This window comes from Flintibacter hominis (assembly GCF_014287965.1).
In the GTDB taxonomy this organism is placed as follows: Bacteria; Bacillota; Clostridia; order Oscillospirales; family Oscillospiraceae; genus Lawsonibacter; species Lawsonibacter aceti.
Map to the genome: position 1 here is coordinate 1 of NZ_JACOPO010000013.1, position 23,474 is coordinate 23,474.

23 protein-coding genes, 1 tRNA gene and 1 pseudogene are annotated in these 23,474 nt (G+C 53.7%); 20 read left to right on the forward strand and 5 right to left on the reverse strand.

Annotated features, from left to right (window positions below; genetic code table 11):
* The 4 genes and pseudogenes from H8S11_RS14320 to H8S11_RS12975 all read left to right on the forward strand — a co-directional run.
* Positions 1–68: hypothetical protein (locus H8S11_RS14320; RefSeq protein WP_436233174.1), on the forward strand; the 68-nt coding region annotated here is incomplete at its 5' end.
* A gap of 10 nt (positions 69–78) precedes the next feature.
* A pseudogene (locus tag H8S11_RS12965) lies at positions 79–777 on the forward strand (DNA topoisomerase); the annotation flags it as partial.
* Entirely contained in the window at positions 764–1,300 is a 537-nt protein-coding gene (locus H8S11_RS12970) for a hypothetical protein (protein ID WP_243201061.1), read from the forward strand. The pseudogene H8S11_RS12965 and the gene H8S11_RS12970, both read left to right, overlap by 14 nt.
* 12 nt (positions 1,301–1,312) lie before the next feature.
* Positions 1,313–3,169, forward strand: a complete 1,857-nt coding sequence (locus H8S11_RS12975; protein ID WP_186853415.1) for an antirestriction protein ArdA — start codon at positions 1,313–1,315, stop codon at positions 3,167–3,169.
* Between the two features lie 341 nt (positions 3,170–3,510).
* On the opposite strand, the gene H8S11_RS12980 is transcribed toward H8S11_RS12975, so the two are convergent.
* Positions 3,511–5,019 (reverse strand): RNA-directed DNA polymerase, encoded by a 1,509-nt coding sequence (locus H8S11_RS12980; RefSeq protein WP_186853416.1) that lies wholly within the window; start codon positions 5,017–5,019, stop codon positions 3,511–3,513.
* 419 nt (positions 5,020–5,438) lie between these two features.
* Between H8S11_RS12980 and H8S11_RS12985 the strand changes: the two genes are divergently transcribed.
* The 9 genes from H8S11_RS12985 to H8S11_RS13020 all read left to right on the forward strand — a co-directional run bounded on the left by H8S11_RS12985 (position 5,439) and on the right by H8S11_RS13020 (position 14,362).
* Positions 5,439–6,107 carry a class I SAM-dependent methyltransferase gene (locus tag H8S11_RS12985; RefSeq protein WP_186853417.1) on the forward strand — a complete coding sequence of 223 codons (669 nt, stop codon included), beginning with the start codon at positions 5,439–5,441 and terminating at the stop codon, positions 6,105–6,107.
* 129 nt (positions 6,108–6,236) lie between these two features.
* Positions 6,237–6,485, forward strand: coding sequence for a heavy-metal-associated domain-containing protein (locus H8S11_RS12990; protein ID WP_186853418.1), 249 nt, complete (start codon positions 6,237–6,239; stop codon positions 6,483–6,485).
* A gap of 38 nt (positions 6,486–6,523) precedes the next feature.
* Complete coding sequence (locus tag H8S11_RS12995) at positions 6,524–7,408, forward strand: helix-turn-helix domain-containing protein (RefSeq protein ID WP_186853419.1); 885 nt, start codon at positions 6,524–6,526, stop codon at positions 7,406–7,408.
* Between the two features lie 95 nt (positions 7,409–7,503).
* Positions 7,504–7,584 carry a DUF6219 family protein gene (locus H8S11_RS14365; protein ID WP_491745580.1) on the forward strand — a complete coding sequence of 27 codons (81 nt, stop codon included), beginning with the start codon at positions 7,504–7,506 and terminating at the stop codon, positions 7,582–7,584.
* A gap of 29 nt (positions 7,585–7,613) precedes the next feature.
* A complete protein-coding gene (locus H8S11_RS13000; RefSeq protein WP_186853443.1) occupies positions 7,614–7,874 on the forward strand; it encodes a DUF6110 family protein in 261 nt (86 codons plus the stop codon).
* 54 nt (positions 7,875–7,928) lie between these two features.
* Positions 7,929–10,025: a heavy metal translocating P-type ATPase gene (locus H8S11_RS13005; protein WP_186853420.1), complete on the forward strand. Its 2,097-nt coding sequence runs from the start codon at positions 7,929–7,931 to the stop codon at positions 10,023–10,025.
* A gap of 108 nt (positions 10,026–10,133) precedes the next feature.
* The gene (locus tag H8S11_RS13010) at positions 10,134–10,751 is read left to right on the forward strand and encodes a TetR/AcrR family transcriptional regulator (RefSeq protein WP_186853421.1); all 618 of its coding nucleotides are present in this window, start codon (positions 10,134–10,136) and stop codon (positions 10,749–10,751) included.
* Between the two features lie 58 nt (positions 10,752–10,809).
* Positions 10,810–12,603 carry an ABC transporter ATP-binding protein gene (locus H8S11_RS13015; RefSeq protein ID WP_186853422.1) on the forward strand — a complete coding sequence of 598 codons (1,794 nt, stop codon included), beginning with the start codon at positions 10,810–10,812 and terminating at the stop codon, positions 12,601–12,603.
* A gap of 16 nt (positions 12,604–12,619) precedes the next feature.
* A complete protein-coding gene (locus H8S11_RS13020; RefSeq protein ID WP_186853423.1) occupies positions 12,620–14,362 on the forward strand; it encodes an ABC transporter ATP-binding protein in 1,743 nt (580 codons plus the stop codon).
* Between the two features lie 9 nt (positions 14,363–14,371).
* Here H8S11_RS13020 and H8S11_RS13025 read toward each other — a convergent pair whose 3' ends face one another.
* From H8S11_RS13025 to H8S11_RS13035, 3 genes are all read right to left on the reverse strand, one after another.
* Entirely contained in the window at positions 14,372–15,721 is a 1,350-nt protein-coding gene (locus H8S11_RS13025; RefSeq protein ID WP_186853424.1) for a relaxase/mobilization nuclease domain-containing protein, read from the reverse strand.
* Entirely contained in the window at positions 15,682–16,011 is a 330-nt protein-coding gene (locus H8S11_RS13030) for a plasmid mobilization protein (protein ID WP_186853425.1), read from the reverse strand. Before H8S11_RS13030 ends, H8S11_RS13025 begins: the two co-directional genes overlap by 40 nt.
* 244 nt (positions 16,012–16,255) lie before the next feature.
* Positions 16,256–16,624, reverse strand: a complete 369-nt coding sequence (locus H8S11_RS13035; RefSeq protein WP_186853426.1) for a helix-turn-helix transcriptional regulator — start codon at positions 16,622–16,624, stop codon at positions 16,256–16,258.
* A 160-nt stretch (positions 16,625–16,784) separates the two neighbouring features.
* Here H8S11_RS13035 and H8S11_RS13040 point away from each other — a divergent pair, with 160 nt between their 5' ends.
* From H8S11_RS13040 to H8S11_RS13070, 7 genes are all read left to right on the forward strand, one after another.
* Positions 16,785–17,393, forward strand: a complete 609-nt coding sequence (locus H8S11_RS13040; RefSeq protein ID WP_186853427.1) for a class I SAM-dependent methyltransferase — start codon at positions 16,785–16,787, stop codon at positions 17,391–17,393.
* A 65-nt stretch (positions 17,394–17,458) separates the two neighbouring features.
* On the forward strand, positions 17,459–18,019 hold the full coding sequence (locus H8S11_RS13045; protein ID WP_186853428.1) for a TetR/AcrR family transcriptional regulator: 561 nt from the start codon (positions 17,459–17,461) through the stop codon (positions 18,017–18,019).
* A 149-nt stretch (positions 18,020–18,168) separates the two neighbouring features.
* Complete coding sequence (locus H8S11_RS13050) at positions 18,169–19,497, forward strand: MATE family efflux transporter (protein WP_186853429.1); 1,329 nt, start codon at positions 18,169–18,171, stop codon at positions 19,495–19,497.
* A gap of 502 nt (positions 19,498–19,999) precedes the next feature.
* Positions 20,000–20,431 carry a sigma-70 family RNA polymerase sigma factor gene (locus tag H8S11_RS13055; RefSeq protein WP_186853444.1) on the forward strand — a complete coding sequence of 144 codons (432 nt, stop codon included), beginning with the start codon at positions 20,000–20,002 and terminating at the stop codon, positions 20,429–20,431.
* A 5-nt stretch (positions 20,432–20,436) separates the two neighbouring features.
* Positions 20,437–20,670 (forward strand): helix-turn-helix domain-containing protein, encoded by a 234-nt coding sequence (locus H8S11_RS13060; RefSeq protein WP_050617427.1) that lies wholly within the window; start codon positions 20,437–20,439, stop codon positions 20,668–20,670.
* Positions 20,671–21,223: 553 nt separating this feature from the next.
* The gene (locus H8S11_RS13065) at positions 21,224–21,430 is read left to right on the forward strand and encodes a helix-turn-helix domain-containing protein (protein ID WP_186853430.1); all 207 of its coding nucleotides are present in this window, start codon (positions 21,224–21,226) and stop codon (positions 21,428–21,430) included.
* A 21-nt stretch (positions 21,431–21,451) separates the two neighbouring features.
* Positions 21,452–22,861, forward strand: coding sequence for a site-specific integrase (locus H8S11_RS13070; protein WP_186853431.1), 1,410 nt, complete (start codon positions 21,452–21,454; stop codon positions 22,859–22,861).
* A gap of 189 nt (positions 22,862–23,050) precedes the next feature.
* Here the strand turns inward: H8S11_RS13070 and H8S11_RS13075 are convergent.
* Positions 23,051–23,127, reverse strand: a tRNA-Arg gene (locus H8S11_RS13075).
* Between the last annotated feature and the right edge of the window lie 347 nt (positions 23,128–23,474).

The window sequence follows — 23,474 nt, forward strand, 5'->3', positions numbered from 1 at the left end:
CGAGCAAAGAAACCATGAGCGACAAAATCAAGCGGCTTATTTTGAATGACTGCGAGAAAATTTCTTAAACACCCTTGACAAAGCGTACCAGAGGACACCCTTCTGTCGGCCATGGAGAACGCAGGCAAGGAAGATATGCCGGACGACGCAGGGCGCAAGGGCCTGGGCACCCCGGCGACCAGGGCGTCCATCATTGAAAAGCTGGTGTCCGGCGGATTCGTGGAGCGCAAGGGCAAGAACTTGATCCCCACAAAGGCGGGTGTCAACCTGGTCACGGTGCTGCCGGAACTGCTGACCTCTCCCAAGCTCACGGCGGAGTGGGAGCAGCGGTTGAACGAGGTGGCCAAGGGTCAGGCGTCGCCGGAGGACTTCATGGACGGGATCGAGGCAATAGCGGCGGAGCTGGTGCGGAACTACTCCCACATTTCCGAGGACGGGCAAAAGCTGTTCCAGCCGGAGAAGGAGACGGTGGGCCTCTGCCCCCGCTGCGGCAAGCCGGACTATGAGGGCAAGAAGAACTTCGCCTGTTCGGACCGTGCCTGTCAGTTCGTCATGTGGAAGAATGACCGTTTCTGGACCAGCCGCCGCAAGGAAATGACCCGGAAAATGGCGGCCGACCTTCTGAAAAAAGGCCGTACCTCCGTCAAGGGGATGTGGTCGGAGAAGAAAGGTTCCACCTATGACGCAGTGGTGATTCTGGACGATACCGGCGGCAAGTATGTCAATTTCAAGCTGGAGTTTCCCAAACGAAAGGATGGTGTGAATGGCAAAAAGTAAAACCGAGGTCAACTTCATGGAGCATTTGAAACCGCCGCTCCCCGCAGTCGGTGACGCAAGCGAGCTGGAGGCGGTGGCCCAGGCGCTTGCCGGACTTTCCCCGGAGGACCGTGACCTCCTGGCCGCTGTCCAGGAGTCTCCCTTCCGACTGACCACCCTGGAACAGTTCCGGGAGTTTCCCGCCAACACCGAGTATTTTGTCCTGGAGCCCAACATCAGCAAGGTGGAGGATGTGGGCTGGCGCTATCTGGCGCAGCATTTGGACGTCCTTCTGCCCCCGGAGTTGCTGGACGCCATTGATCCCGTTCCTTTTGGCAACCATGCCATGCATGAGGAACAGGGGTGCTTCACCAGTAAAGGGTATCTCACCCTCTCCGGCGACGAGTGGGAACATGAGCGCCCCAGGGAGAGACAGACAGAGAAAAAGCCCTCCATCAAGGAGCGGCTGGAGCAGAGCCGGAAAGAGTGTGCCAATCAGAGCAAGGCGCAGCCCCATCGGGAAAAGTCTGCGCCGGAACTGTAAGGAGGTGTCGTTATGCCCCATTATGACTATGACAAAGATTATCCCTTTGCCGCCTTCATCACCAACCTGGGCAAATACAATGAGGGCGCCCTTGTGGGCGAATGGGTGAAGTTCCCCACCACGGCGGATGAACTGAAAAAGGTCTTTGAGCGCATCGGGATCGGTGCGAAGGACGACTTCGGGCAGCCCTATGAGGAATGGTTCATCACGGACTACGACTGCTATGTGGACGGCCTCTATGACCTGCTGGGCGAGTATGCCAACCTGGACGAACTGAACTACCTGGCCTCCAAACTGGATGATATGAGCCAGGATGAATATGAGCGTTTCCAGGCGGCCATGGAGATCGGCGATCACACGGGCAGCATCCAGGAACTTATCAACCTGACGGAGAACCTGGACTGCTACGATATTTACCCCGACATCCACGACCACGATGATCTGGGCCGGTATTACATCGAGGAACTGGACGCCATGCAGGTGCCGGAGCATCTGCGCAACTACATCGACTATGAGGCATACGGACGGGACATTGCCCTGGAGGAAAGCGGCCAGTTCACCGACCTGGGCTATGTGCGGGATACCGGGGACAGCTTCCATGAGTATTACGATGGCGAGCGCGGCAGCATCCCGGAGGAATACCGGGTGATGACCTTTCAGGACGACGTCCCCAAAGAAGAAATTTCGGAATGGGCCATGGACCTTGCCTACGATATGGACGAGTTTTTCCGGCAGAACGATCCGCAGTATGCCGCCGAGCATCTGGAGGAACACGCGGCAAAGGAAGAAATCTACGAGAACCTGATGGCCGGGCGCATCTCCGCCCTGGACGAGAAACTGGCCGCCCTGGGGCAGACCCAGGAGGACTATCTGCCTTCGGAGATCGAGAAGTTCAAGGACGCCACTGGCTATGAGGAATTTCTGGATGTGGACCCGCAGGCGATCCGGGAGGCCATCGAAAACCCGGATCAATCCCATGTGGACGAGATGCTGTCCTTTGCGGAACAGGCAAACCGGGAGTATGAAGCGGAGTTGTACGGGCAGCAAGCGGCACCCACCCCGGATGACCGGGAGACCGGCGAGACGGTGCGGACACCCAGGGGTACCTTCCATGTGACGGATATGAGCCGGGAACAGATGGAGGCAGCCGGATACGGTTTCCACCACGAGTCCGAGGACGGAAAGTATCTCATCATGGCCAACGGCAGCCGCGCCTTTGCCATCCCCAGCGGAGCCGCCCCCGAACATACCACGCCGCAGAAGCTGACCGTCCTGGTGGTGGAGCCCATGAAGGAGCCCTATGTGAAAGAGATCGACCCTGGCCTCCATGCGCTGCAAGCGGAGGTGGGCGGTGATATTGCCGCCTCCTATCCCTTTGATGATCCGGTGGGGCTGGTGCTGAACGATGAAGGCAAGCTCATTGGTCTGGATCTGAACCGTTCCCTCCGGGACGAGCATGGGGAGATTTACGACATTGTAGCAGGCACCTTCCTGGTGGTGGGCCTGGGACCGGAGAGCTTCGCGTCCCTGCCCCCGGACATGATCCAGAAGTACACCGAGCAATTCAAGCGGCCGGAGCTGTTCGCCAGCATCAACGGGCAGATCGTGTCTGTCCCCGTGGAGCCGGAAAACCCGCTGCGCACGGCGGAAATGACCCTGGAGGATGACTATGGCATGATCGACGGGATCATCAACAACGGCCGCCGTGGTGAGGAATTGGAGAAAGCCCAGACCGAGGCGCGCAGGACCACGCCGGAGAAAAAGCCCTCCATCCGGGAGCGGCTGAAGGACGCGAAACGGGAGTGCGCGGAACGGAAAAGCCCGGACAAGCCCGCCCCGCAGAAGAAGCCCCCGGAGCATGACTTATGAGCCGGAGCAAGAAATGGCGTCTGGAATGGGCGTTCTTCCTGGGTGAGAACGGCAGACGCCAGTATAACAAGCTCTGCAAGGGCTGTGTCCATCCCTGTAAACAGAGTTTCCGGGCGGTGGTGTTGTCCTGTCCGCACTATCTTTCCAGCCGTTCCAAAAAGTGCGGGAATTAGGGTTCAAAATGGGCGAAGAAACAGCCTGTGGCGGATTTTCTGTGTAGAGGCAGTATGATTCGACAGGGCGTTTCTGCATAGGAAAAACGCCGGATTTTCACCTTTTGTCAAGCAAAATGGGAGCGTCAACATCGGATGTAGTTATCCGAGGTTGGCGCTCCCGTTTTTTTATGGATATTTTACAAAGGATATTCCAGCTCTTTTTAGAGGTTTCCATTCACCTTTCAAATCACTTTGTGGGAGGATTTCATAGACAAATAACCAATTCCTGTTAAAATCATCCTCATTTGAGGCCAGATTTCGGGCATGACTCTTCATCTTCTTGTTGGCGGTGTCATTGTTATTCTTCTTAAAATACAAAAAGGCAAAAAGTTTGAATAGGCATGAGTTACTGGCTATAGCGTCATCTGGATCGACTTTAACAATTTCAAAGCCATATTTAATTGAGAAATATAGTGCATAGCATATTAGCTCATAATTCTTTTCATCCAATCCTTTCTCAAATAATTTTTGGGATAGCTTTTCAATTTCTACACCTGAAACAGAAAATTTTTCAAAGACACTTTTTTCAAGCAAAGGGACTAGATAAGGATAGATAAGGCAAAGGTGAAATATGGTTTTAATGCAATACTCTTTAGCATTGGGGGTTAATTCTTGCCCGGCTAATACTTTGATAGCATAATTCAGAATGGCGGAGTTCATTTTGTTTGTTTGCATCAGTTCAATAGCTGAATCCAAATATGCCCTGGCACCAATAAAGTCCAGTTTCCCATTCCGTTGCATAATTGATATGGAATTTATCTTGCGTACCCATTGTTCAACAGATGCGACGGGAAGTTCCTCAATTTCTGTTTTCTTGAAGTTTAAGGAAAGATCAAAATTGCGCAGTTCTTCTCCCAATGCGATTAAAAACTTTTGCCCTGATTCATATGTGTCCACATAGCAAGTGTAATCATCAATATTTCTGATGTATCGCCAACCAGCATCATAAAGGCGCTTGTCAATAACAGTTAAAATCAACTCAGATAAAAGATTTGAAGCATGAGGGCCAATTAGCAAACCATGCGTTTCCCCGTTCTTACAATTCTGTGTTAAATGGTCAATCTGATTATACCACTCTGACTGGTCACTCTTTCTGCTGTGTTCTTTTGCATATGTTTTTCCAACCAACGCCCAAGGAATTGCATGAGTATAAATGCTTGGAAAACAGGTTGAAATATCTGCTCTGACAATATACCTGTTTCCTATCAGCAAGTCTGGCTCGGGGGTTCCGTCTGTTTTCCAATTAGAATAACTCATTGAAAAAAGGGTTTTGCTTTTACCAAGTTTCCGAATATGAATACGACTGATTTTATAATTTTGATTTGAAGTTTGATTTGAAAAATGAGTTTGGAGCTTGTCCCAGTTATCTGCAAGGCACCGACACAATTTCTGATAAGCCATCGGATTTGGAATACCCAACGGACGTGGGACATTTATATTCCTCATGCTTTCATGATAAATATATTGTCTCCACCCATCAGCGAAAGGGGTATTGAGGGTTATGCAATAATTGTAGAATGCCTCAGAGCTTAAAATGGGTGGAAGTTTTTCTGTAAAAAGCCCATATGCAAGCAATCTTTTGTATAGTTCATCAGGAGAAATATCATTCATAATATCTGCATAACTTTTTAGCAAATGAGTCCCCCCCAATATTCTGATAACAGTCATTATATCACACAGTTCTATACATTAAAAGTGAAAGCGGGAGCGTCTCCTTCGGTTTTGGCCGAGAGTGACGCTCCCGCTTCTTTTTTTCTCTTTCAATCAGGATCAGACATGAAGGATATTCGCAGTAGTAGGCGCTGTGGGAATGTGTGTCAACGGTTAATAAGGCGGAGCTGTGGGAAACGATGTTTGCGGGCTGTGGGAAAGCTGGCAGCTTTTCCATCGGGCCGTGAATATCTGTTTTCCATCGGTGTAGCGGCCGTTTTCCACATTTCCATAGTGTAAAGCAGCGTGATAACACACTTGTATATTGCTTTTCCGCAAGAAAGGATTTATAATAAATTGTAGTTAGTTATTACTAACCACAATTCCGACTTATGGAGGCAGTTATGGGAATACTAAAGGCTTTTTTCAACAATACCCGCAAGCCGAAAGGATTGCTGGGCAGGTGCATGGTGGGCAGCATGAATCGTGCCCATGCTGCCCTTGCGGATTGGGGCCTTAGCTATTTGCCTGAAACTGGCCCAACCGAGATTGCGGAGCTGGGCTGCGGTGGTGGGCGGAATATCCGAGCCCTTTTGCGAAAATACCCTGCTGCGACTGTCACCGCCTTGGACTATTCAGAAATATCTGTGGAAAAGGCCAGATGTGTGAACCGAAAGGGGCTGCAAGCCGGCCGCTGCCGTATCATACAGGGGGATGTGTCTTGCCTTCCCTTTGAGGATGGCGCATTTGATTTGGTGACCGCATTTGAAACGGTATATTTCTGGCCTGGTCCCACGGAGAGTTTCCGAGAGGTGTATCGCGCCTTACGGCCGGGTGGTGCCTTTCTGATCGTCAATGAGTCGGACGGAGAAGATCCCCACGCCAGCAAGTGGCTTTCTGTCATTGATGGGATGAGGATCTTCGATGGAGACCAACTTGCCCGTTTTCTCACCGAGGCAGGTTTTTCTGAGGTCATCGTAAATCGGAATGCAAAAAAGCATTGGCTCTGCGTGCTGGCGATGCGGGAAAACAGCAGCCTTTTAGAAAATGAAGAACTGGGTGGTATCTCATAAAAAGAGGAAAATGGTGCGGCTGAGTACAGCATTTGACTTACGATTCAACCATTGGAATGTTTCTGATGAAGTGTACCGTATATGCTGGAACCAGCGAAACGGACTTTAAGAAGAATGGAGGAACAGAAGATGTGGAAATACACAATCCAAGTAGACGGCATGATGTGCGGTATGTGCGAGAGCCATGTGAACGATGCGGTGCGGAAAGCCTTTCCGGTGAAGAAGGTCACCTCATCTCGGAGTAAAAAAGAGACTGTGGTAATCACGGAAGCTGAACTGGATCAAGAGACTTTACGGGCGGCTATTTCCGCCACTGGCTATGATGTGGGGGAGATTTGGAAGGAGTCTTGGCAGAAGAAAGGGCTGTTTGGCCGATAAGTATCTGAGACGCAGATCAATGGAGAGGAGGCAAGCGGATGCTGGCAGAATTTTTGTCAGAACAGGGAGAATGGACACAAGTGATGCCTGGCGCGCGAGCTTGCCTGTTCTCCCTGAGCGAGAGGACATTCCCTTTGCCCCTTCGGCTGGAGCCTCTGCACTTTGAGGTATTGTTCTGCCTCGCTGGAGGAATCACTCTGACCCGGCGGGATGGTACGGTTCTGCGGCTCGGTACCCGGCAGGTGCTTCTCCTCACCGACATTTCTGATCTGACCGATGCCAAAGTGGAGACCGGCTTAAAAGGTGTTCTGGTGGCGGTGGACGCCCGGGGCGCCCGGGAGAGTCTAAAAACTATTTGCAACCTGCTGGGCGGTTTGGCCTTGAACACGGATCAAGTGCGGCGGTGGATGGTCAGCCGGGGCGGCTGCGCCGTGGAGGGTCCCTCTCACTGGAGCCAGGCGGCCTTTGCCGACCTGGATCGTTTACCCCAGAGCGAGCGGGCGCGCTGGTGCGTATGGAAGTCGGTAGAACTGCTGTATCTGCTCTCTGCCCCGGGGGAACTAGCGGCGGAAATGGCCCCGATGTTGGATCCGGAGATGACCCGGACCCTGGCAGAAACCCGCCGATACATGGAGGCGCATCTGGACGAGCCTCTCGCCATCTCAACCTTAAGTCGCCGCGCCTGTCTCTCCGCAACGACATTTAAGGAGGGGTTTCGTCGCCTGTATGGACTGCCGGTTCACACCTGGCTGCAGCAGCGGAGGATGGAGCGTGCGGCGGAGTTGCTGCGGGACTCCTCCCTTAGTGTGCTGGGGGTAGCCCAATCAGTGGGATACAGCAGTGCCAGCCAGTTCTCCGCCGCCTTCCGGCGGCAGTATGGCATGTCACCAACCGTGTATCGAAAAATGTCTGAACCGGCATAACATCGTCCGATTCGGTGATACACGGGGCATCCCATCTGCTATAATGTTTCAACACACAGCGGGACGTGTTTGTTTCCGAACAGGAGGAGATCTCAATGAAACAACATCGCTTCTGGGCCTGGGGCGCTGTGATCTGCATGGTCATGGTGATGATTACGGGCTACAAACACAAATAAGCATATAGCTGAAAGGAAAGGTTCCCATGATGAAACACTATGTCAGACTGGCCTGCTTCGTGGGCGGAGCCCTGTTTGGCTCTGCCGGTATCAAGTTGCTCACCAGCAAAGATGCCAAGAAGGCTTATACTCATATCACTGCCGCAGGTCTGCGGATGAAAGACAGCGTAATGGAGACCGTTACCTCTGTTCAGGAGAACGCTGCCGACATTTTGGCCGCTGCCAAGGACATCAACGAGGCCCGGGACGCCAAGGAAGCCGAGGCCCAGATGGAGGGCCAGGAAGCCTAAAAACTGCGGAAGGGAGCCGGAAAACGGCTCCTTTTTTTGTGGAAGGAGGCTCGCATGAGAGCGACCATCGTACATGAGAGCCGGGGCCGGATGCGCCTGCGGCTCCGACAAAAAAACATGACGATCCGCCAGGCGGATCTGCTGGAAACCTGGCTGAAGGGACAGCCCTGGACCCGGGAGGCCGTGGTCCATGAGCGCACCTGCTGCGTCATCGTGACCTATACGGGAGACCGGGAAGCCGTCCTCTCCGCCCTCGGTGCGTTCACCTGGGCCGGGGCGGAGTCGTCTGTCACTCTGCCCGGCCACAGCACCCGGACTCTGAACCGAGAGTTCCAAGAGAAGCTGGTAGGCAAGGTGGCGGTGAAAGCAACCGCTGCCCTGTTTTTGCCCGCCCCGCTACGGATCGCCCGGATTGTTTGGCACATGATCCCCTTTCTGCACAGAGGTCTGCGCTGTCTGGGACATCGTCAGATCAAGGTGGAGATGCTGGATGCGTTGTCCATCGGGATCTCCGTCTGCCGCAGGGACTTCGGTACTGCCGGCACTGTCATGTTTTTGTTGGAGATTGGTGAACTGCTGGAGGATTGGACACGAAAGAAATCAGTGGCCGACCTGGCAGAGAGCCTGTCTCTCCATGTGGATCGGGTGTGGCTGAAAACCGAGGCTGGTGAAGTGCTCACCCCTATCGGCCAGATCAGACCCGGCGACCGGGTCGTGGTTCGAGCCGGAAGCGTCATCCCCCTGGACAGCGTGGTGGCGGAGGGGGAGATCACCGTCAACCAGGCATCCCTCACCGGCGAATCCGTCCCCGTGGCCAAGCGTCCCGGCGGCGCGGTTTATGCCGGCACTGTGGTGGAGGAGGGCGAGTCCGTGCTGGAGGTTAAGCAGGCCTCCGGCCAGAGCCGCTATGACCAGATTGTGGAGATGATCCAGCGTTCAGAGCAGATGAAGTCCGCCGCCGAAGCCAAAGCGTCCAACTTGGCAGACAAACTGGTACCCTATACCTTTGTCGGCAGCCTGGTGAGCCTTGCGCTCACCAGGAACTTGACCCGGGCCTTGTCGGTGCTCATGGTAGACTTCTCCTGTGCCCTGAAACTGGCCATGCCCTTAGCGGTGCTCTCTGCCATGCGTGAGGCGGGGCGGGAGCACATCACGGTCAAGGGAGGCAAGTTCCTGGAGGCTGTGGCCAGCGCGGATACCATTGTCTTTGATAAGACCGGTACCCTCACCCATGCCTGCCCCAGGGTGGCCCGCGTCATCCCCTTCAATGGGAAGGACGAGGCGGAGATGCTGCGCCTTGCCGCCTGTTTGGAGGAACATTTCCCTCACTCCATGGCCAACGCCGTAGTGGAGGAGGCCAAGCGCCGGGACTTGCGCCACGAGGAGCGCCACGCCAAGGTGGAGTACCTGGTGGCCCACGGCATCGCCAGTTCAGTGGATGGGGAGCAGGTGCGCATCGGCAGCGCCCACTTCATCTTTGAGGATGAAAAGTGCGTAGTTCCTGCTGAGGAGCGGGCCAAGTTCGACGCGCTACCCCCTGAGTTCTCCCAACTCTATCTTGCCATCGACGGGGTACTCTCCGCCGTGATCTGCATCTCCGATCCTCTGCGAGAGGAGGCACGGGCGGTCCTCTCTGCCCTGAGGAATCTGGGCGTAAAAAACCTGGTGATGCTGACCGGGGACAGCCCCCGTACCGCCGCTTCCATTACGGAGCAACTGGGGGTAGATGACTTCCGGGCCGGGGTTCTCCCGGCGGATAAGGCAGAGTATGTGGCCGCCATGCGGCGGGAGGGGCACACCGTACTGATGGTGGGGGATGGCATCAACGACTCTCCGGCCCTCTCTGAGGCGGACGCCGGTATCGCCATCAGTGACGGGGCGGCCATTGCCAGGGAGATCGCCGACATCACCATTGCTGCCGACAGTCTGTGGGAGCTGGTGCGCCTGCGGCAGCTGGCCATGGGCTTAATGTACCGCATCCAGAATAACTACCGCTTTGTCATCGGGTTCAACGGGGCGCTGATCGGTCTTGGCGTGGCAGGCATCCTGCCTCCAACCACCTCCGCCATGCTCCACAACCTGTCTACCCTTGGCGTAAGCCTCCACAGCATGACCGCCCTGCCCCAGAAAAAGCAAAATAAAGTTTCCTGACAGAGTCCGGCGCGTATGCGCCGGGCTTTTTTCGTATTCCACTTGACAAACTGCCGCTCCAGTCGTATTATAACAGTGTTATATAACGCTGTTATAAGGAGAGAGTCTATGGAAGAAAAGTCTAACGCCACACTGAAAAAAATCCATGAGGCGGCCATGGCCGAATTTCTGGACAAGGGATTTCAAGGGGCTTCTCTGCGGCAGATCGTGAAAAATGCCGGGGTAACCACTGGTGCGTTCTACGGCTATTTCTCCAGCAAGGAGGCGCTCTTTGCCTCCATCGTGGAGCCGCACGCGGCTGCTTTGATGGGGCGGTTCATGGAGGCGCAGACTTCCTTTTCCGAACTGCCTGAGCAGGAACAGCCGGAGCACATGGGGCTGGAGTCCAGCCAGTGCGTGAATTGGATGGTGGACTATATCTACGACCACCGGGAGCCGGTGAAGCTGCTGCTGTGCAAGGCCGAGGGCACCAGCTACGAGCACTTTGTCCACAACATGGTAGAGGTGGAGGTGGAGTACACGCTCCGTTACATGGATGTTCTCCGCCGCCTGGGCCGGGAGGTCCCGGAACTGAGCCAGTCTCTTTGCCACATCATCGCCAGCGGAATGTTCAACGGCCTTTTTGAGATCGTCGTACATGATATGCCGAAAGAGCAGGCCCTGCGGGATGTAGAACAGTTCCGAACTTTCTACACGGGTGGATGGCTGAAATTGATGGGGGGATGACCCCTATCTTTTTTGAATATTAGTTAGTTATTGCTAACTTGAAGAAGGAGGTTTTTCCATGAAGCAGAAGAAAAAGAGTGACGTTGCGGTCCTGCTGGACTACGCAGGCAGTCACAAAGGGCTGACCTTCCTGGGGCTGACCCTGTCGGCGGTGTCCATGCTGTTGAGCATGGCACCCTACATTTGTATCTGGCTGGTGGCCCGGGATCTGATCGCCGTAGCGCCGGACTGGACCCGGGCGCAGGACATCGCACAATACGGCTGGCTGGCGTTTGCCTTTGCGGTGGCCGGCATCGTCTTGTACTTTGCAGGATTGATGTGTACCCATCTGGCGGCCTTCCGCACAGCGGCCAACATCCGCAAGCAGGGCGTCGCCCATGTGATGAAAGCCCCTCTGGGCTTCTTCGACTCCAACGCCTCTGGTCTCATCCGGGGACGGCTGGATGCGGCGGCGGCCGATACCGAGACCCTGCTTGCCCACAATCTGGCGGACATCGTAGGCACCATCACCCTGTTTGTGTCCATGCTGGTGCTGATGTTCGTCTTTGACTGGCGGATGGGCGCATCCTGCCTGCTGGCGGCGGTGATTTCCATGATTGCCATGTTCTCCATGATGGGCGGCAAAAACGCCAAACTGATGGCAGAGTATCAGGCAGCCCAGGACCGCATGACCAAGGCAGGCACCGAGTATGTCCGGGGCATTCCGGTGGTCAAGATTTTCCAGCAGACCGTTTATTCCTTCAAAGCCTTTCAGGAGGCCATTGAGGATTACAGTTCCAAAGCGGAGCACTATCAGGGCGATGTGTGCCGTGTGCCCCAGTCCATCAATCTGACCTTTACCGAGGGCGCTTTTGTGTTCTTGGTGCCTGTGGCTCTTTTCCTGGCTCCCGGAGCTCTGGCCGGCGGTGACTTTGCGGGATTTATTACAAACTTCGCCTTTTACGCAGTGTTCTCCGCCATCATTTCCACCGCGCTTGCCAAAATCATGTTTGCCGCATCTGGTATGATGCTGGCCAGTACTGCGCTGGGGCGCATTGGCCAGGTCATGTGCGCCCCTGAACTGAAAGTTCCTGAACACCCCCAATCCCCCGGAAGCAGCCGTGTAGAATTTGAAGATGTGAGTTTTACTTACGACGGAGCCCAGACCTCCGCCCTCTCCCATGTGTCCTTCACAGCGGAGCCGGGACAGACCGTAGCCCTGGTAGGCCCTTCCGGCGGCGGCAAGACCACCGCTGCCAGCCTGATCCCCCGCTTCTGGGACGCCACCTCTGGCGTGGTGAAGGTGGGCGGCGTGGATGTGCGGCAGATCGATCCCCATGTGCTCATGGATCAGATTGCCTTTGTGTTCCAGAACAGCCGCCTGTTCAAAGCCTCCATTTTGGAGAATGTCCGGGCCGCCCGTCCCAACGCCACCCGGGAGCAGGTGCTCTCGGCGTTGATGGCCGCTCAGTGTGGGGACATTCTGGAGAAACTGCCCCAGGGCATGGACACCCTGATTGGCTCCGAGGGGACTTATCTCTCCGGCGGCGAGCAGCAGCGCATCGCCCTGGCCCGGGCCATCCTGAAGGATGCACCCATCGTGGTTCTCGATGAAGCCACCGCCTTTGCTGACCCTGAGAACGAGGCGTTGATCCAAAAGGCGTTTACCGAGTTGACCCGTGGCCGCACCGTTATCATGATTGCCCACCGCCTGTCTACTGTGGTCGGTGCGGACAAGATTCTGGTGCTGGAGGAGGGACGCATCGTGGAGCAGGGCTCCCACCAGGAACTAACTGCCGCCGGTGGCCTCTATGCTCGGATGTGGGCGGATTACAACCAGGCGGTCCAGTGGAAAATCACCAGCGAACAGTGAGAGAGGGGTGAAGAATATGTTCAGCAAAAACTTTCAGCGGAAATACGCCCTCACCGACCATGGCGTAAAAAATGTCAAAAAAGGAGCCTTCTGGACGGTCATCGTCAACCTTATCGTCATGGGCGGCATGAGCATCCTGTATCTGCTGATGTACGGCCTGGTGGAAACCTTTACAGACGACCAGCCGCTGCCCAACGCGGCCCTCCTGCTTGGGCTGGTGGTTGTGTTTCTGATTCTTTCCTTTGTGACTCATCTGCAGCAGTACTACGCCACCTACGGACTGGTCTATAACGAGGTGAAATCCACCCGTCTCAGTCTGGCGGAGCGGCTGCGCAAACTGCCTTTGGGCTACTTCGGCAAGCGGGATCTGGCGGATCTGACCGAGACCATTATGGGCGATGTGAACCGCATGGAGCATGTCTGGTCCCATGTACTGGGCTATCTGTACGGTGCCTATCTCTCCACGGCGATTATCGCGGTGTGCCTGCTGGTGTATGATTGGCGGCTGGCCATCGCCTGCCTGTGGGGTGTGCCGGTGGCCTTTGGCCTGCTGTTCGGCACCCGGAGAATTTCCGCCCAGACCTCCGAGCGGACGAAAAAAGCCGCGATCCGCGTCTCCGACGGCATTCAGGAAGCTCTGGAAAATGTCCGGGAGATCCGCGCCACCAATCAGGAGGAGCGCTATTTGGCCGAGCTCAATCAGAAGATCGATGACCATGAGAAGGTCACCATCCAGGGCGAGCTGGGGACCGGCATCTTCGTCAATGCGGCCAGCGTTATCATGCGTCTGGGGGTAGCTACCACCATTCTGGTGGGAGCCGGCTTGATTCTTTCCGGGCAAATCGACTTCATGCTGCTGTTTTTGTTCCTGCTGGTCATCACCCGCGTGTATGCGCCTTTTGACCAGAGCCTGGCTCTCATCGCTGAGATGTTTGTGTCCCAAGTATCCGCCGACCGCATGAACGAGATTTACGACACCCCCACGGCTGAGGGTGCAGAGGTGTTTCAGCCCAAGGGACACGATATTGAGTTCGACCATGTGGGGTTTGCCTATGACAAGAAAAAAGTGCTGGACGGTGTGAGCTTTACCGCCCGGGAGGGCGAAGTGACTGCCCTGGTGGGTCCTTCCGGGTCCGGTAAGAGTACCTGCGCCCGACTGGCTGCCCGGCTGTGGGATGTAACAGAGGGAAGCATCAAGGTAGGCGGCGTGGACATCTCCACGGTGGACCCGGAGGCATTGCTGACCGATTACTCCATGGTGTTTCAGGATGTGGTGCTATTTGACGACACGGTGATGGAGAACATCCGTCTGGGCAAGCGAGGCGCCACCGACGAGGAGGTGCGGGCCGCGGCTGAGGCCGCCAACTGCGGGGAGTTCATCCGCCGCCTGCCCCAGGGATATGATACCCCCATCGGGGAAAACGGCGCAAAACTCTCCGGAGGAGAGCGGCAGCGCATCTCCATCGCCCGGGCTCTTTTGAAGAACGCCCCCATCGTCCTGCTGGACGAGGCTACTGCCAGCCTGGATGTGGAAAATGAGACAAAGGTGCAGGGTGCGCTCTCCCGCCTGCTGGCAGGCAAGACGGTGCTGGTCATTGCTCACCGGATGCGCACCGTGGCAGGAGCCGACCACATCGTTGTGCTGGAAAACGGCCATGTGGCCGAGCAGGGTACGCCTGCGGAACTGATGGAACGCGGAGGCCTCTACCGCCGTATGGTGGAACTCCAGAGTGAGAGCGCCCGTTGGCAACTGGGCTAATTATTTCATTTATTCGAGTTCATTCGATTTTTCCTTCGGGAGTACAACATCCTCTGACCGTTCCAGTAAGATACGGACGTTTTGGTTGAGGGTGTCGTACTCCCGTTCTTTCTGTTGAGCCTTCCTGTATTCCGATTGCAGGGCGGCCCTTCTGACGGTGAGTTCATCTATTTCGGCCCGGAGCCGCTGGGCGGCGGGCAGGGGTACGGCGTTCAACCGTTTCAGTTCCCTTGCCGCTGCCTCGAACAGGATGATCTCACTCTCATGCCCCCGGAGGAATTTCTCCTTGTCCCTGGACTGGCGGTATTGGTCATACAAGGGGCGAAGCTGACGATAGGTGGCAGCGTGCTTCATGGTGATGGTCAGCCGCTCCATTTCCTTTTCGGTTGCCCGGAGATCCGCCTTTACCCTGGCGGTGGCGGCTGCCACTCCATCACACCGCTCGGACAATTCCTCTAAACTTCCAATGCCGTGCTCCGTCAGGAAGTTCAGCGTTTCCGCTGCCCGCTTCAGGTTCTCGATGGTTGCCCAATGTTTGTAGCCGGCACTCTGCTGGGCTTTGATGTTGTTCTGGATGTCGATGAGTAAACTGGGTCTCCCGGTGAGCTGTTTCGGCTGGCGGGAAGGACCTGGCCTGCCGGCGATCCGGGCGGTCAGAGCTTCCTTCGCATAGTCCGCACCCAGGGTTTTCAACCGGGTAAACCGCTCCTGACCTGGAGCCCTGGCAGATATGTACTTCCCCCGTTTCAGCTCGTACCCTTCCCGCTGGAGGCGGCGGAGCAGGTCCTCCAGGTCGGTGCAGCCGGGCAGGAGCCGGTCGATGGCGGAGCGCAGTTTCGCCTTATAGCTGGTGCCGTTCTGTTCCGCCTGATGCTCGATGTAGCTCTTGCCCTTATCCCGGCCGGGGACGATGACGGACAGGCCATGCTCTTTGCAGATCCGGTCACTGGTGCGGCGGATTTCATGGTAGCTTCTCTTGTTGGAATGGTAGTGCCGGTGGTCCTGGAAACTGACCGCATTGAAGATCAGGTGATTATGGACGTGATTCCTGTCAATGTGAGTGGTGAGGACAAATTCATATTTGCCGCCCAGGACCTCCCGCGCCAGTTCCATGCCGATCCGGTGGGCTTCCTCCGGTGTGACCTCCCCAGGCTCAAACGCCTGGATGAGGTGCCGGCCCAGGTTCGTTCCCTTGTCGATGGCGTGGCGGCGGGTCCATTCAAATTCAATGTCGGCGGTCTCCGCTGTGCAGCCGAAGGAGGACACCAGCAACTTTCCATCCGTCTTGTCGGGATTGCAGATATAGTCAATCGCCGCTTTCAGCGTTGACTTAATAGGATGTGTCTTTGTAACTGCCATATCTGCTCCAATCTCTCCCGGATCTCCTCCATGTCGGCCTGATAAGTAGGGCCTCCGGCGTTGACCCGCTTGGCGATCTGATTTATGTTCCGGCCAATGGCGGACAGGAGCTTGTTCATCTCCTTGATGTCCCTGGTGTCCACATAGATGATATATCCGTCAATCGCCATCTTCCGAAGGTAGGCGCCAATCCGCTTTGTCTGGAGCTGGGCCATCTTCTGCTCCATCAGTTCCTTTTCCTCGGCGGTGACATAGAACTTTACCTGAATATTCCGTTTCCTGTTTGCCATCGTGGTATCTCGCCTCTTTTCGTATCAGGGTTTGGGATGTTCCCAACAAGCATTTTTAGGGTTTAGGAGGAGGGTTCCCTAAAGCCAAAAATCGCAAGCGGGTACTCGCTTGCTGTGCTTGCTCTACGCTCCTTCCCCCGTAAATACAATGCCGGGAACATCTTCATCTGCCCACAAAATCCCCGATTTTTCAAAAAAGAAAAGGGCGGCAGAGCCGCCCTGGAGAAACGAAAACAGAGGATGCTCACACACCCTCCGTTTCATCTGCTGATTTTTCAGTTTTCAGCGCCCCGTCAAGCGCACCTTCGATGACGGTCAAATACTGCTCTGGACAAAGTTTTAGTTTGTGGCTGATACGCTGTCTCTGTGCGCTTTCCTCCCGCATGACCTCTGGATTAAAGTATCGTTCCACGGGAAGTCCGCACACTTTGATAAGCTGTATGATAACCGGCAAGCTGGGGATCGTGCCCTTATTTTCAATATTGGCAAGATAGCGCCATTCAATTCCTACCATTTCGGCCAGCGCCTTGCGCGTCAGATGTTTTGCTTTCCGCGCAGCTTTCACATCCGCACCGAAAGTTTCAAAGCCGGGGCAATCTTCAACTCTCGCCATATAACATCACCCATTTACATTGTATAGTTCATAGTATGTCGACGGAATGTTGCTATATGCAGGTAGATTAAATTTTATAATTCATATAACTGAATGAACATTATTCATTGACATTTCAAAAAATGGTGTTATACTGATAGATGGAAAGGAGGTCAATGCCATGAATACTGCAAAAGAAAACTCAAAGGCTGCCTTTAACCAACAAGCTGCTACCTATGACAAAGATATTAAGGGCAAGCACGCCCGTTCCCTTTATCCTGTCCTGTTGGAAAAGCTGTCGCACATTCCATTCCAATCTGCCCTTGATTTAGGATGCGGAACTGGTGAGATGTTGAAACTTATTTTGCAACAAGATGTTGGAAAAGAATTATATGGAATTGACTTGTCGGAAAAAATGCTTCATGTTGCAAAGTCGAAGTTACCGGAGCAAGTGAAAGTGTTGTTGGGGGACAGTGAGTCGCTCCCATTTCCGAACAATACTTTTGATGTGGTGTTTTGCAATGATTCGTTTCATCATTATCCTGCTCCGCGGAATGTTCTAAGCGAAGTACATCGGGTATTGAAACCCGGCGGCACATTCCTGATGGGCGATTGCTGGCAGCCACTTGTAGGGCGCATCATTATGAATTTCTATATGCGTCACAGCAAAGAGGGAGATGTTAAGATTTACTCCGAAGCAGAAATTGTTTCTATGCTTTCAGAATATTTTCGTAATGTATCGTGGGAGCAGATTGGAAATACTGCGTATATTGCTATGGGCGCAAAATGATTGATATTCACTCATTGATTTTTTCGTGTGGGGGTGATATGATAAAAAAAAGGAGGCTCAAAACTATGCGAGTTACAAAAGAGCCGGAAGTACGGAAACAGGAAATCTTAGACACTGCCCTCAAATTGTTTGGGGAAAACGGCTATGAAAAAACCTCGATTGCAGATATAGCAAAAGCAATCGGCGTGGCACAAGGTTTGTGCTATCGCTATTTTCCGTCCAAAGAGGCTTTATTTGACTGTGCGATTGCACAATATGCCGATGTGTTAGTAGAGCAATTCGCGGATGCCGAAAAAGACGACCGCAAAACCTTGCGTCAGATCATTGAAGAAATGCCTACCACTATGGAAAAGCAGGACACAAAATATTATTCTGTTTTTCATGGAACGGAGAACAGAAAATTTCACGATCAGCTCGCCCTCAAGGTATGCGAGAAGTTGGTGCCGCTTGTAGAAAAACTGCTGCAACGCGCCAAACAAAAAGGCGAAATTCAGTTTGATGATTTACAGGCCGCTGCGATGTTTTGCGTATATGGGCAGCTTGGTATTCTATTGGCAGACGATCTTACACAAGAAGATAAATCCAAACGGATTCGTGAATTTCTCATATTTGCACTTCACCTTTGAGATGATCCCCCGTTTTGGGACGGGGGATTTTCAAAAAGCAATAAATGAATAACTTTCATTCAACTAAGTGCACCGCAAGCGGCGGCGTTTATTTTGAGTTTTGATATGAATGTTGTTCATTCATTAACCGCGGAAAGGATAGACGATTTATGCCAACGAAAATTGATTTTATAGGTGGCAACACAAAGCGCTGCCTTATGGCAATGGCGCTCCCAATGATTGCCGCCATGTTCCTTAATATGATGTATAACCTTGTAGACAGTCTGTGGATCGGAAATCTGCTCGGTAAAACGGCCTATGCCGCTTTAACAAATTCTACCCCCATTATTTTAATTTTGACTTCTGTTGCAATGGGAGCAACAAACGGTGTGTCTATTTTGATCTCCCAAGCCATTGGTGCAAAGGATAAGAAAAAGGCCGAAAGTTTGATAGCCACATCGTTCTGCGTAGCAGTGACATTTTCCCTACTTGTCACCATTTTGCTTGAAATTTTTCTTCCGGGAATTTTGAAAGCCTTAAACACTCCTGCCGAAACTTATGATATGGCATACAGCTATTTGGCAATTTATATCCTTGGCTATCTGGCAGTTTACCTCTACTTGTATTTCACTGCGGTTTTGCGCAGCTTTGGTAATTCCATGTTTCAGGCTGTTGCAATGCTTGTATCAACCATTTTGAACGCAATTCTCAATCCCATTTTTATTCATTTCATCGGGTTTCATGGTGCAGCGATTGCGACATTGCTTTCACAGATGATTTGCCTGCTGTTTATGCTGATCTATCTGAAAAAGAAAAAGTTATTTACATTCAAAATCTCTGCTTTTAATAGTAATGATGCTCTGCTGCTGATTCAAAAAGCAATTCCCTCTGTAATTCAGCAAAGCATTCCAGCAATCAGCACAACTTCCCTTACAGCACTCGTCAGTACATATAGTGTAACGGCAATCGCGGCTTATGGGGTAACGGGAAAACTGGAAACCATCCTGTTCTATCCGGCTATGGCTCTGAACATGGTTTTAACCACCATCATCGGCCAATGCGCTGGTGGAGCGCGATATGATCGAGCGAAAGACTATTTGAAATGCGCTTTGGGATATGGGCGTGGCCTGCTTGTAATCCTCTCTGTTCTAGTGGTTGGATTTTCCAAACAGCTTTCCGGTCTGTTCGTCAGAAGCAGCGATGTTGCGGTTATTGTCGGTACATATTTTCTGATTGTCAGCATCGGCTATGTTCTTAACACAGTCACAAACTGCTATTTGGGTGCGCTTAACGGCATGGGAAAGCCGTCAAAAAGTATGTTCTTGATGATTTTCTATTACATTGTGGTTCGGATACCTTTGGCCTATTTGCTATCTTATTTGGGCTTTGGTCTAAACGGGATTTGGGTTGCGGTACTGATTAGTCATATAGTAGCCAGTCTTGCAGCTGCCTTGACAGGGACAGTTTTTATAAGGAAAAAAGGAAGCATTAACGCGTAACGACTTCTTTCAGACACAATATGTTGAGATAGCTGCCGGACGACGGCAAAGAAAAAAAGCCGTCGTCCAGCAGCCCTTTTGACGCGCCCATACGACCAACGGCGGCTTTGAGTAATCAAGGCCGCCGTTTTTCTTTGCCCTGACAGCTTCCACGGCGGCATAGAAGGAGGATGCCGCCATGCTGCACCGGATGCTGTCACCGCCTGATCTGACAAGGGCTAGCCGCTCAAAAAAAGCTCGTTCCAGTCGGCGGAGATGTTCGGCCATGAGTATGAACTATACCATGTAAACAAACTTCATATTGCTTGCTATTGCGCCCGGTGGGTCTGTGACCTGCCGGGTGCTTTTTGTAGTTTCCTGCGGTCGGGATGGCTGGCCATTGCTTTTCTCAAATTTTCTTCAAAAAGGAGGCGTTTAGCGGGCAGAACACGCTCTCGCAGGATTGGTAGTAGCGGAAAGGGAGAGAACCACCTGATCCCCCCATGGAAAGGGGGTGAAACTGATGGAATCTAACCCCCGCGACTATGGCGAGCAATGCCGGTTCGATGCTTTTTGCAAGAAGGTATTGCGAAACGAGGCCAGAGCCTACCTGCGGAACATGAAACGCCAGAGAGAGCGTGAAGCCTTCTTTAGCGACTTGTCCCAGGCGGAGCTGGACAAGCTCTGCGTCGTGGATTGTTACCCCAGCGACAGCATTGTGTTCTCGTCGCACGGCTGCGATCTACATATTGACAACGAGCTTGTAGCCGAGGCTTTTGCCGCTTTGCCGCAGACAGAGCAGAGCATTATGATTTTGCACTGCACCCTGGACCTGGCAGACGGTGAGATCGGCAATCTCGTTGGGATGTCCCGGAGCGCCGTTCAGCGGCACCGGACGAAGGCGCTGCAGGAGTTGCGCGAAGCGTTGTCGGCGCTGATGCCGAAAGGAGGCTGAGGGAGATGACAGAGCCCATCCACAAGGGAAAGGACCTGCCGCCCGTTTGGGTGATCCATGCGGCCTCCGGTGGTGACAGCGAGGCCATGGAGCAAGTGCTGCGGTACTACGACGACTATATGAGCCGCCTGTGTACCCGCACTCTCTATGACAAAGACGGAACCCCTCATGTGTGTGTGGATACCCACATGAAGCGCTGTCTGGAAATCCGCCTGATCCGGGCCGTGATGCGCGCCTGATCCTTTCGGCCCTAGCAGAAAGCAAATGGCTTACCCTTTCCTCCTTTGCTGATGCCGGGGACGGACCCCACCTTGACAAAGAAAGCCTCCGGGCAGCATAAGGCAGACGGATACGATCTGTCTGTGTGGAGCCGGTCGGCCGGTGCGCCATGACCCTGTTGCAAGTCCGCAGGACGGGACCCCTACCAAACAGGTGAGCGACAAAACCAGGCCGCGAAACAGGTGTGGCAGCCTGTGGGCGAGGATGCACAGACAGGATAATGAGACTCCCGCGTTGAACGCCCTCAAAGCATTGCGCGGCGCACCCATCAGCATGGGCCGGGGTGAGATTCCCGTGGAGCTGTGACCGAAGGAAATACCTTTAGGTACTGCCAGCAGCCATCCGTTTTTTGCCTCTTTTATTTTCAGATAAATCTTCTGCTTTTCTGTTTACGGATAGTTCGTAAACTTTCCATTAGCAGCAGACAAACCCGAAACGGCGCGGTACAATGAGGGTGGAAGTTATGAATGAACACCCTTTTGCGTGCCGTTTCTGACTGGAAAGGAGACTGCTGTGTCAGAGATTCAGAACGGTACGGAGAAAAGGCCTTTGGAGTGCCGCACCTATACGGTCAATGACATTGCCGTGATTTTAGGTGTCAGCCAAGCACGGGCATATAGCCTTGTGCGGGAGGACCTTTTCAAAAGCGTACGAATTGGCAACGCCATACGGATTTCCAAGCGGTCGTTCGACCACTGTCTGGAGTCACTTGACCTGTGACACAAGAAAGGAAGGTTCGTTATGGCATCCATCATCAAAAGAAAGAAAAACTATTCCATCGTCTACACCTATGTGGACGAGAACGGCGAGACCAAGCAGAAGTGGGAGACTCGCTCCAGCTATCAGGACGCATTGAAGCGCAAGGCGGAGGTAGAGAATCAGAAAACCACCCGGTCTTTTCTCCCGCCCAGCAATCAAAGCATCTCGGAGTTTCTGCTGGACTTCGTCTCCCTCTACGGCGAAAAGCGATGGGGCGTGTCCATGTACGACAGTCAAAACTCCCTGATCGCCAACTACATCAATCCCATCATCGGGGACCTGAAGGTGCAGGACATCACGCCCCGTGTAGTGGACAAATACATCCAGACCCTGCAGAAAACGCCGCCGGTGGCCACCAAGACCCACCGCCCCAAGTCGGAGTACATGAGTAACCAGAATATCGAGAAGATCATCAAACTGCTCCGCTGCGCTTTCAAGCAGGCGGTTCGGTGGGAGCTGGTGCCCAAGAACCCCTTCGACAATGTGGTGCTGCCCAAGACGGAGTACAAAAAGCGGGACATCTGGACCGCCGAGATCATCCGCAAGGCATTGGACAGTTGCACGGAGAGCAAGCTTTACATCGCCATGAATCTGGCCTTTGCCTGCTCCATGCGGATCGGCGAGATTCTGGGACTCACCTGGAGCAATGTCCACATCGAGGACGAGGACATCGCCACGGACGACGCCTATGTCTACATTGACAAGGAACTGGTGCGGGCCTCTAAGCGGGCCATTGAGATGATTGGCAAGCGGGACATCTACCACATCTTCCCGCCCCTGTTCGCCAACACCAGCACCAGGGTCATCCTGAAAAAGCCCAAGACCAACTCCAGTATCCGGAAGGTCTGGCTGCCCAAGACGGTGGCCTATATTCTCCGCGAGTGGAGGGAATCCCAGAACGAGTTGAAAGAGTTGCTGGGGGACGAGTACCAAGACTACGATCTGGTGGTGGCGATGCCCAACGGCCGCCCCTGCGAGGAACGCATCATTGCGGGTGAGTTCCAGAAGCTGCGGGAAAGCGCGGGGCTGCCCAAGGTGGTCTTTCACTCCCTGCGCCATTCCAGCACCACCTACAAGCTGAAACTGAACCACGGTGACCTGAAGGCCACCCAGGGCGACACGGGCCACGCCCAGGTTGACATGATCACCCAGGTCTATGCCCACATTCTGGACGAGGACCGCAAGGTGAACGCCCAGAAGTTCGAAGACGCCTTCTACGCCAGCGCCAATCCCGACCTGCGGACGGTGCGCCCTCCGGCAAAGACCAGGGGGCCAAAGGAGCCGGAGAGTGTGTCGCTGGACCTGGAGGCTCTGGTGGAACAGCTCCGCAAGTCGCCGGAACTGGCCAACACACTGGCCGCATTGCTGGCGTCGGCCCCATCCGGAAAATAGTTCGGAAAAATCGTGTTAGCAAATCCGCGATTTTTATTAGCAAACCCGGAAAAAATGTTCGAAGCCAATTAGCAGGGATACAGCGGAAAATGTATAAAATCGTTCCGGCGGAGCGGCAAGGCCGTTCAAAAGAAACGATAACAAAAAGCCGCTGTAAACCATCAAAAAACGGCTTACAGCGGTCATTTTTGGCACCCCCGGCGAGACTCGAACTCACTACATTCCGCTTAGGAGGCGGACCCTCTATCCTGGTGAGGTACGGGGGCATATACAGAAATTATTCAATTATACAAGGCTCCGGGATTCGAACGGTTCGATTGTTAGGAGGCGACCGCTCTATCCAACTGAGCTACGGGGGCTTATACAGAAAATATTCAATTTTGCAGGGCTCCAGGATTCGAACGGTTCAATTGTCAGGAGGGAGATCCTTCTTATAGGTGCTAAGCATTTTTCCCGGAGCGCATACCACAGTTCATATGCCCGCGCCACACGCCCGTTCTTTGCTAGCTCCTTCACAATCTCGTCTACGACAGACTTCAGCAGCGCTTTTAGGTAGCCGTAACTGCTTTTTGCCTGAGAGGTTCTTCAGCTTCCCGGCCAGATGCTCAAGGCG

What these genes read in the sequence shown, in the direction of transcription:
- H8S11_RS12970 (WP_243201061.1), top strand. Translation starts at nt 764, where the DNA reads ATGGCAAAAAGTAAAACCGAGGTCAACTTCATGGAGCATTTGAAACCG.
- H8S11_RS12975 (WP_186853415.1), top strand. Translation starts at nt 1,313, where the DNA reads ATGCCCCATTATGACTATGACAAAGATTATCCCTTTGCCGCCTTCATC.
- H8S11_RS12985 (WP_186853417.1), top strand. Translation starts at nt 5,439, where the DNA reads ATGGGAATACTAAAGGCTTTTTTCAACAATACCCGCAAGCCGAAAGGA.
- H8S11_RS12990 (WP_186853418.1), top strand. Translation starts at nt 6,237, where the DNA reads ATGTGGAAATACACAATCCAAGTAGACGGCATGATGTGCGGTATGTGC.
- H8S11_RS12995 (WP_186853419.1), top strand. Translation starts at nt 6,524, where the DNA reads ATGCTGGCAGAATTTTTGTCAGAACAGGGAGAATGGACACAAGTGATG.
- H8S11_RS14365 (WP_491745580.1), top strand. Translation starts at nt 7,504, where the DNA reads ATGAAACAACATCGCTTCTGGGCCTGGGGCGCTGTGATCTGCATGGTC.
- H8S11_RS13000 (WP_186853443.1), top strand. Translation starts at nt 7,614, where the DNA reads ATGAAACACTATGTCAGACTGGCCTGCTTCGTGGGCGGAGCCCTGTTT.
- H8S11_RS13005 (WP_186853420.1), top strand. Translation starts at nt 7,929, where the DNA reads ATGAGAGCGACCATCGTACATGAGAGCCGGGGCCGGATGCGCCTGCGG.
- H8S11_RS13010 (WP_186853421.1), top strand. Translation starts at nt 10,134, where the DNA reads ATGGAAGAAAAGTCTAACGCCACACTGAAAAAAATCCATGAGGCGGCC.
- H8S11_RS13015 (WP_186853422.1), top strand. Translation starts at nt 10,810, where the DNA reads ATGAAGCAGAAGAAAAAGAGTGACGTTGCGGTCCTGCTGGACTACGCA.
- H8S11_RS13020 (WP_186853423.1), top strand. Translation starts at nt 12,620, where the DNA reads ATGTTCAGCAAAAACTTTCAGCGGAAATACGCCCTCACCGACCATGGC.
- H8S11_RS13025 (WP_186853424.1), bottom strand. Translation starts at nt 15,721, where the DNA reads ATGGCAGTTACAAAGACACATCCTATTAAGTCAACGCTGAAAGCGGCG.
- H8S11_RS13030 (WP_186853425.1), bottom strand. Translation starts at nt 16,011, where the DNA reads ATGGCAAACAGGAAACGGAATATTCAGGTAAAGTTCTATGTCACCGCC.
- H8S11_RS13035 (WP_186853426.1), bottom strand. Translation starts at nt 16,624, where the DNA reads ATGGCGAGAGTTGAAGATTGCCCCGGCTTTGAAACTTTCGGTGCGGAT.
- H8S11_RS13040 (WP_186853427.1), top strand. Translation starts at nt 16,785, where the DNA reads ATGAATACTGCAAAAGAAAACTCAAAGGCTGCCTTTAACCAACAAGCT.
- H8S11_RS13045 (WP_186853428.1), top strand. Translation starts at nt 17,459, where the DNA reads ATGCGAGTTACAAAAGAGCCGGAAGTACGGAAACAGGAAATCTTAGAC.
- H8S11_RS13050 (WP_186853429.1), top strand. Translation starts at nt 18,169, where the DNA reads ATGCCAACGAAAATTGATTTTATAGGTGGCAACACAAAGCGCTGCCTT.
- H8S11_RS13055 (WP_186853444.1), top strand. Translation starts at nt 20,000, where the DNA reads ATGGAATCTAACCCCCGCGACTATGGCGAGCAATGCCGGTTCGATGCT.
- H8S11_RS13060 (WP_050617427.1), top strand. Translation starts at nt 20,437, where the DNA reads ATGACAGAGCCCATCCACAAGGGAAAGGACCTGCCGCCCGTTTGGGTG.
- H8S11_RS13070 (WP_186853431.1), top strand. Translation starts at nt 21,452, where the DNA reads ATGGCATCCATCATCAAAAGAAAGAAAAACTATTCCATCGTCTACACC.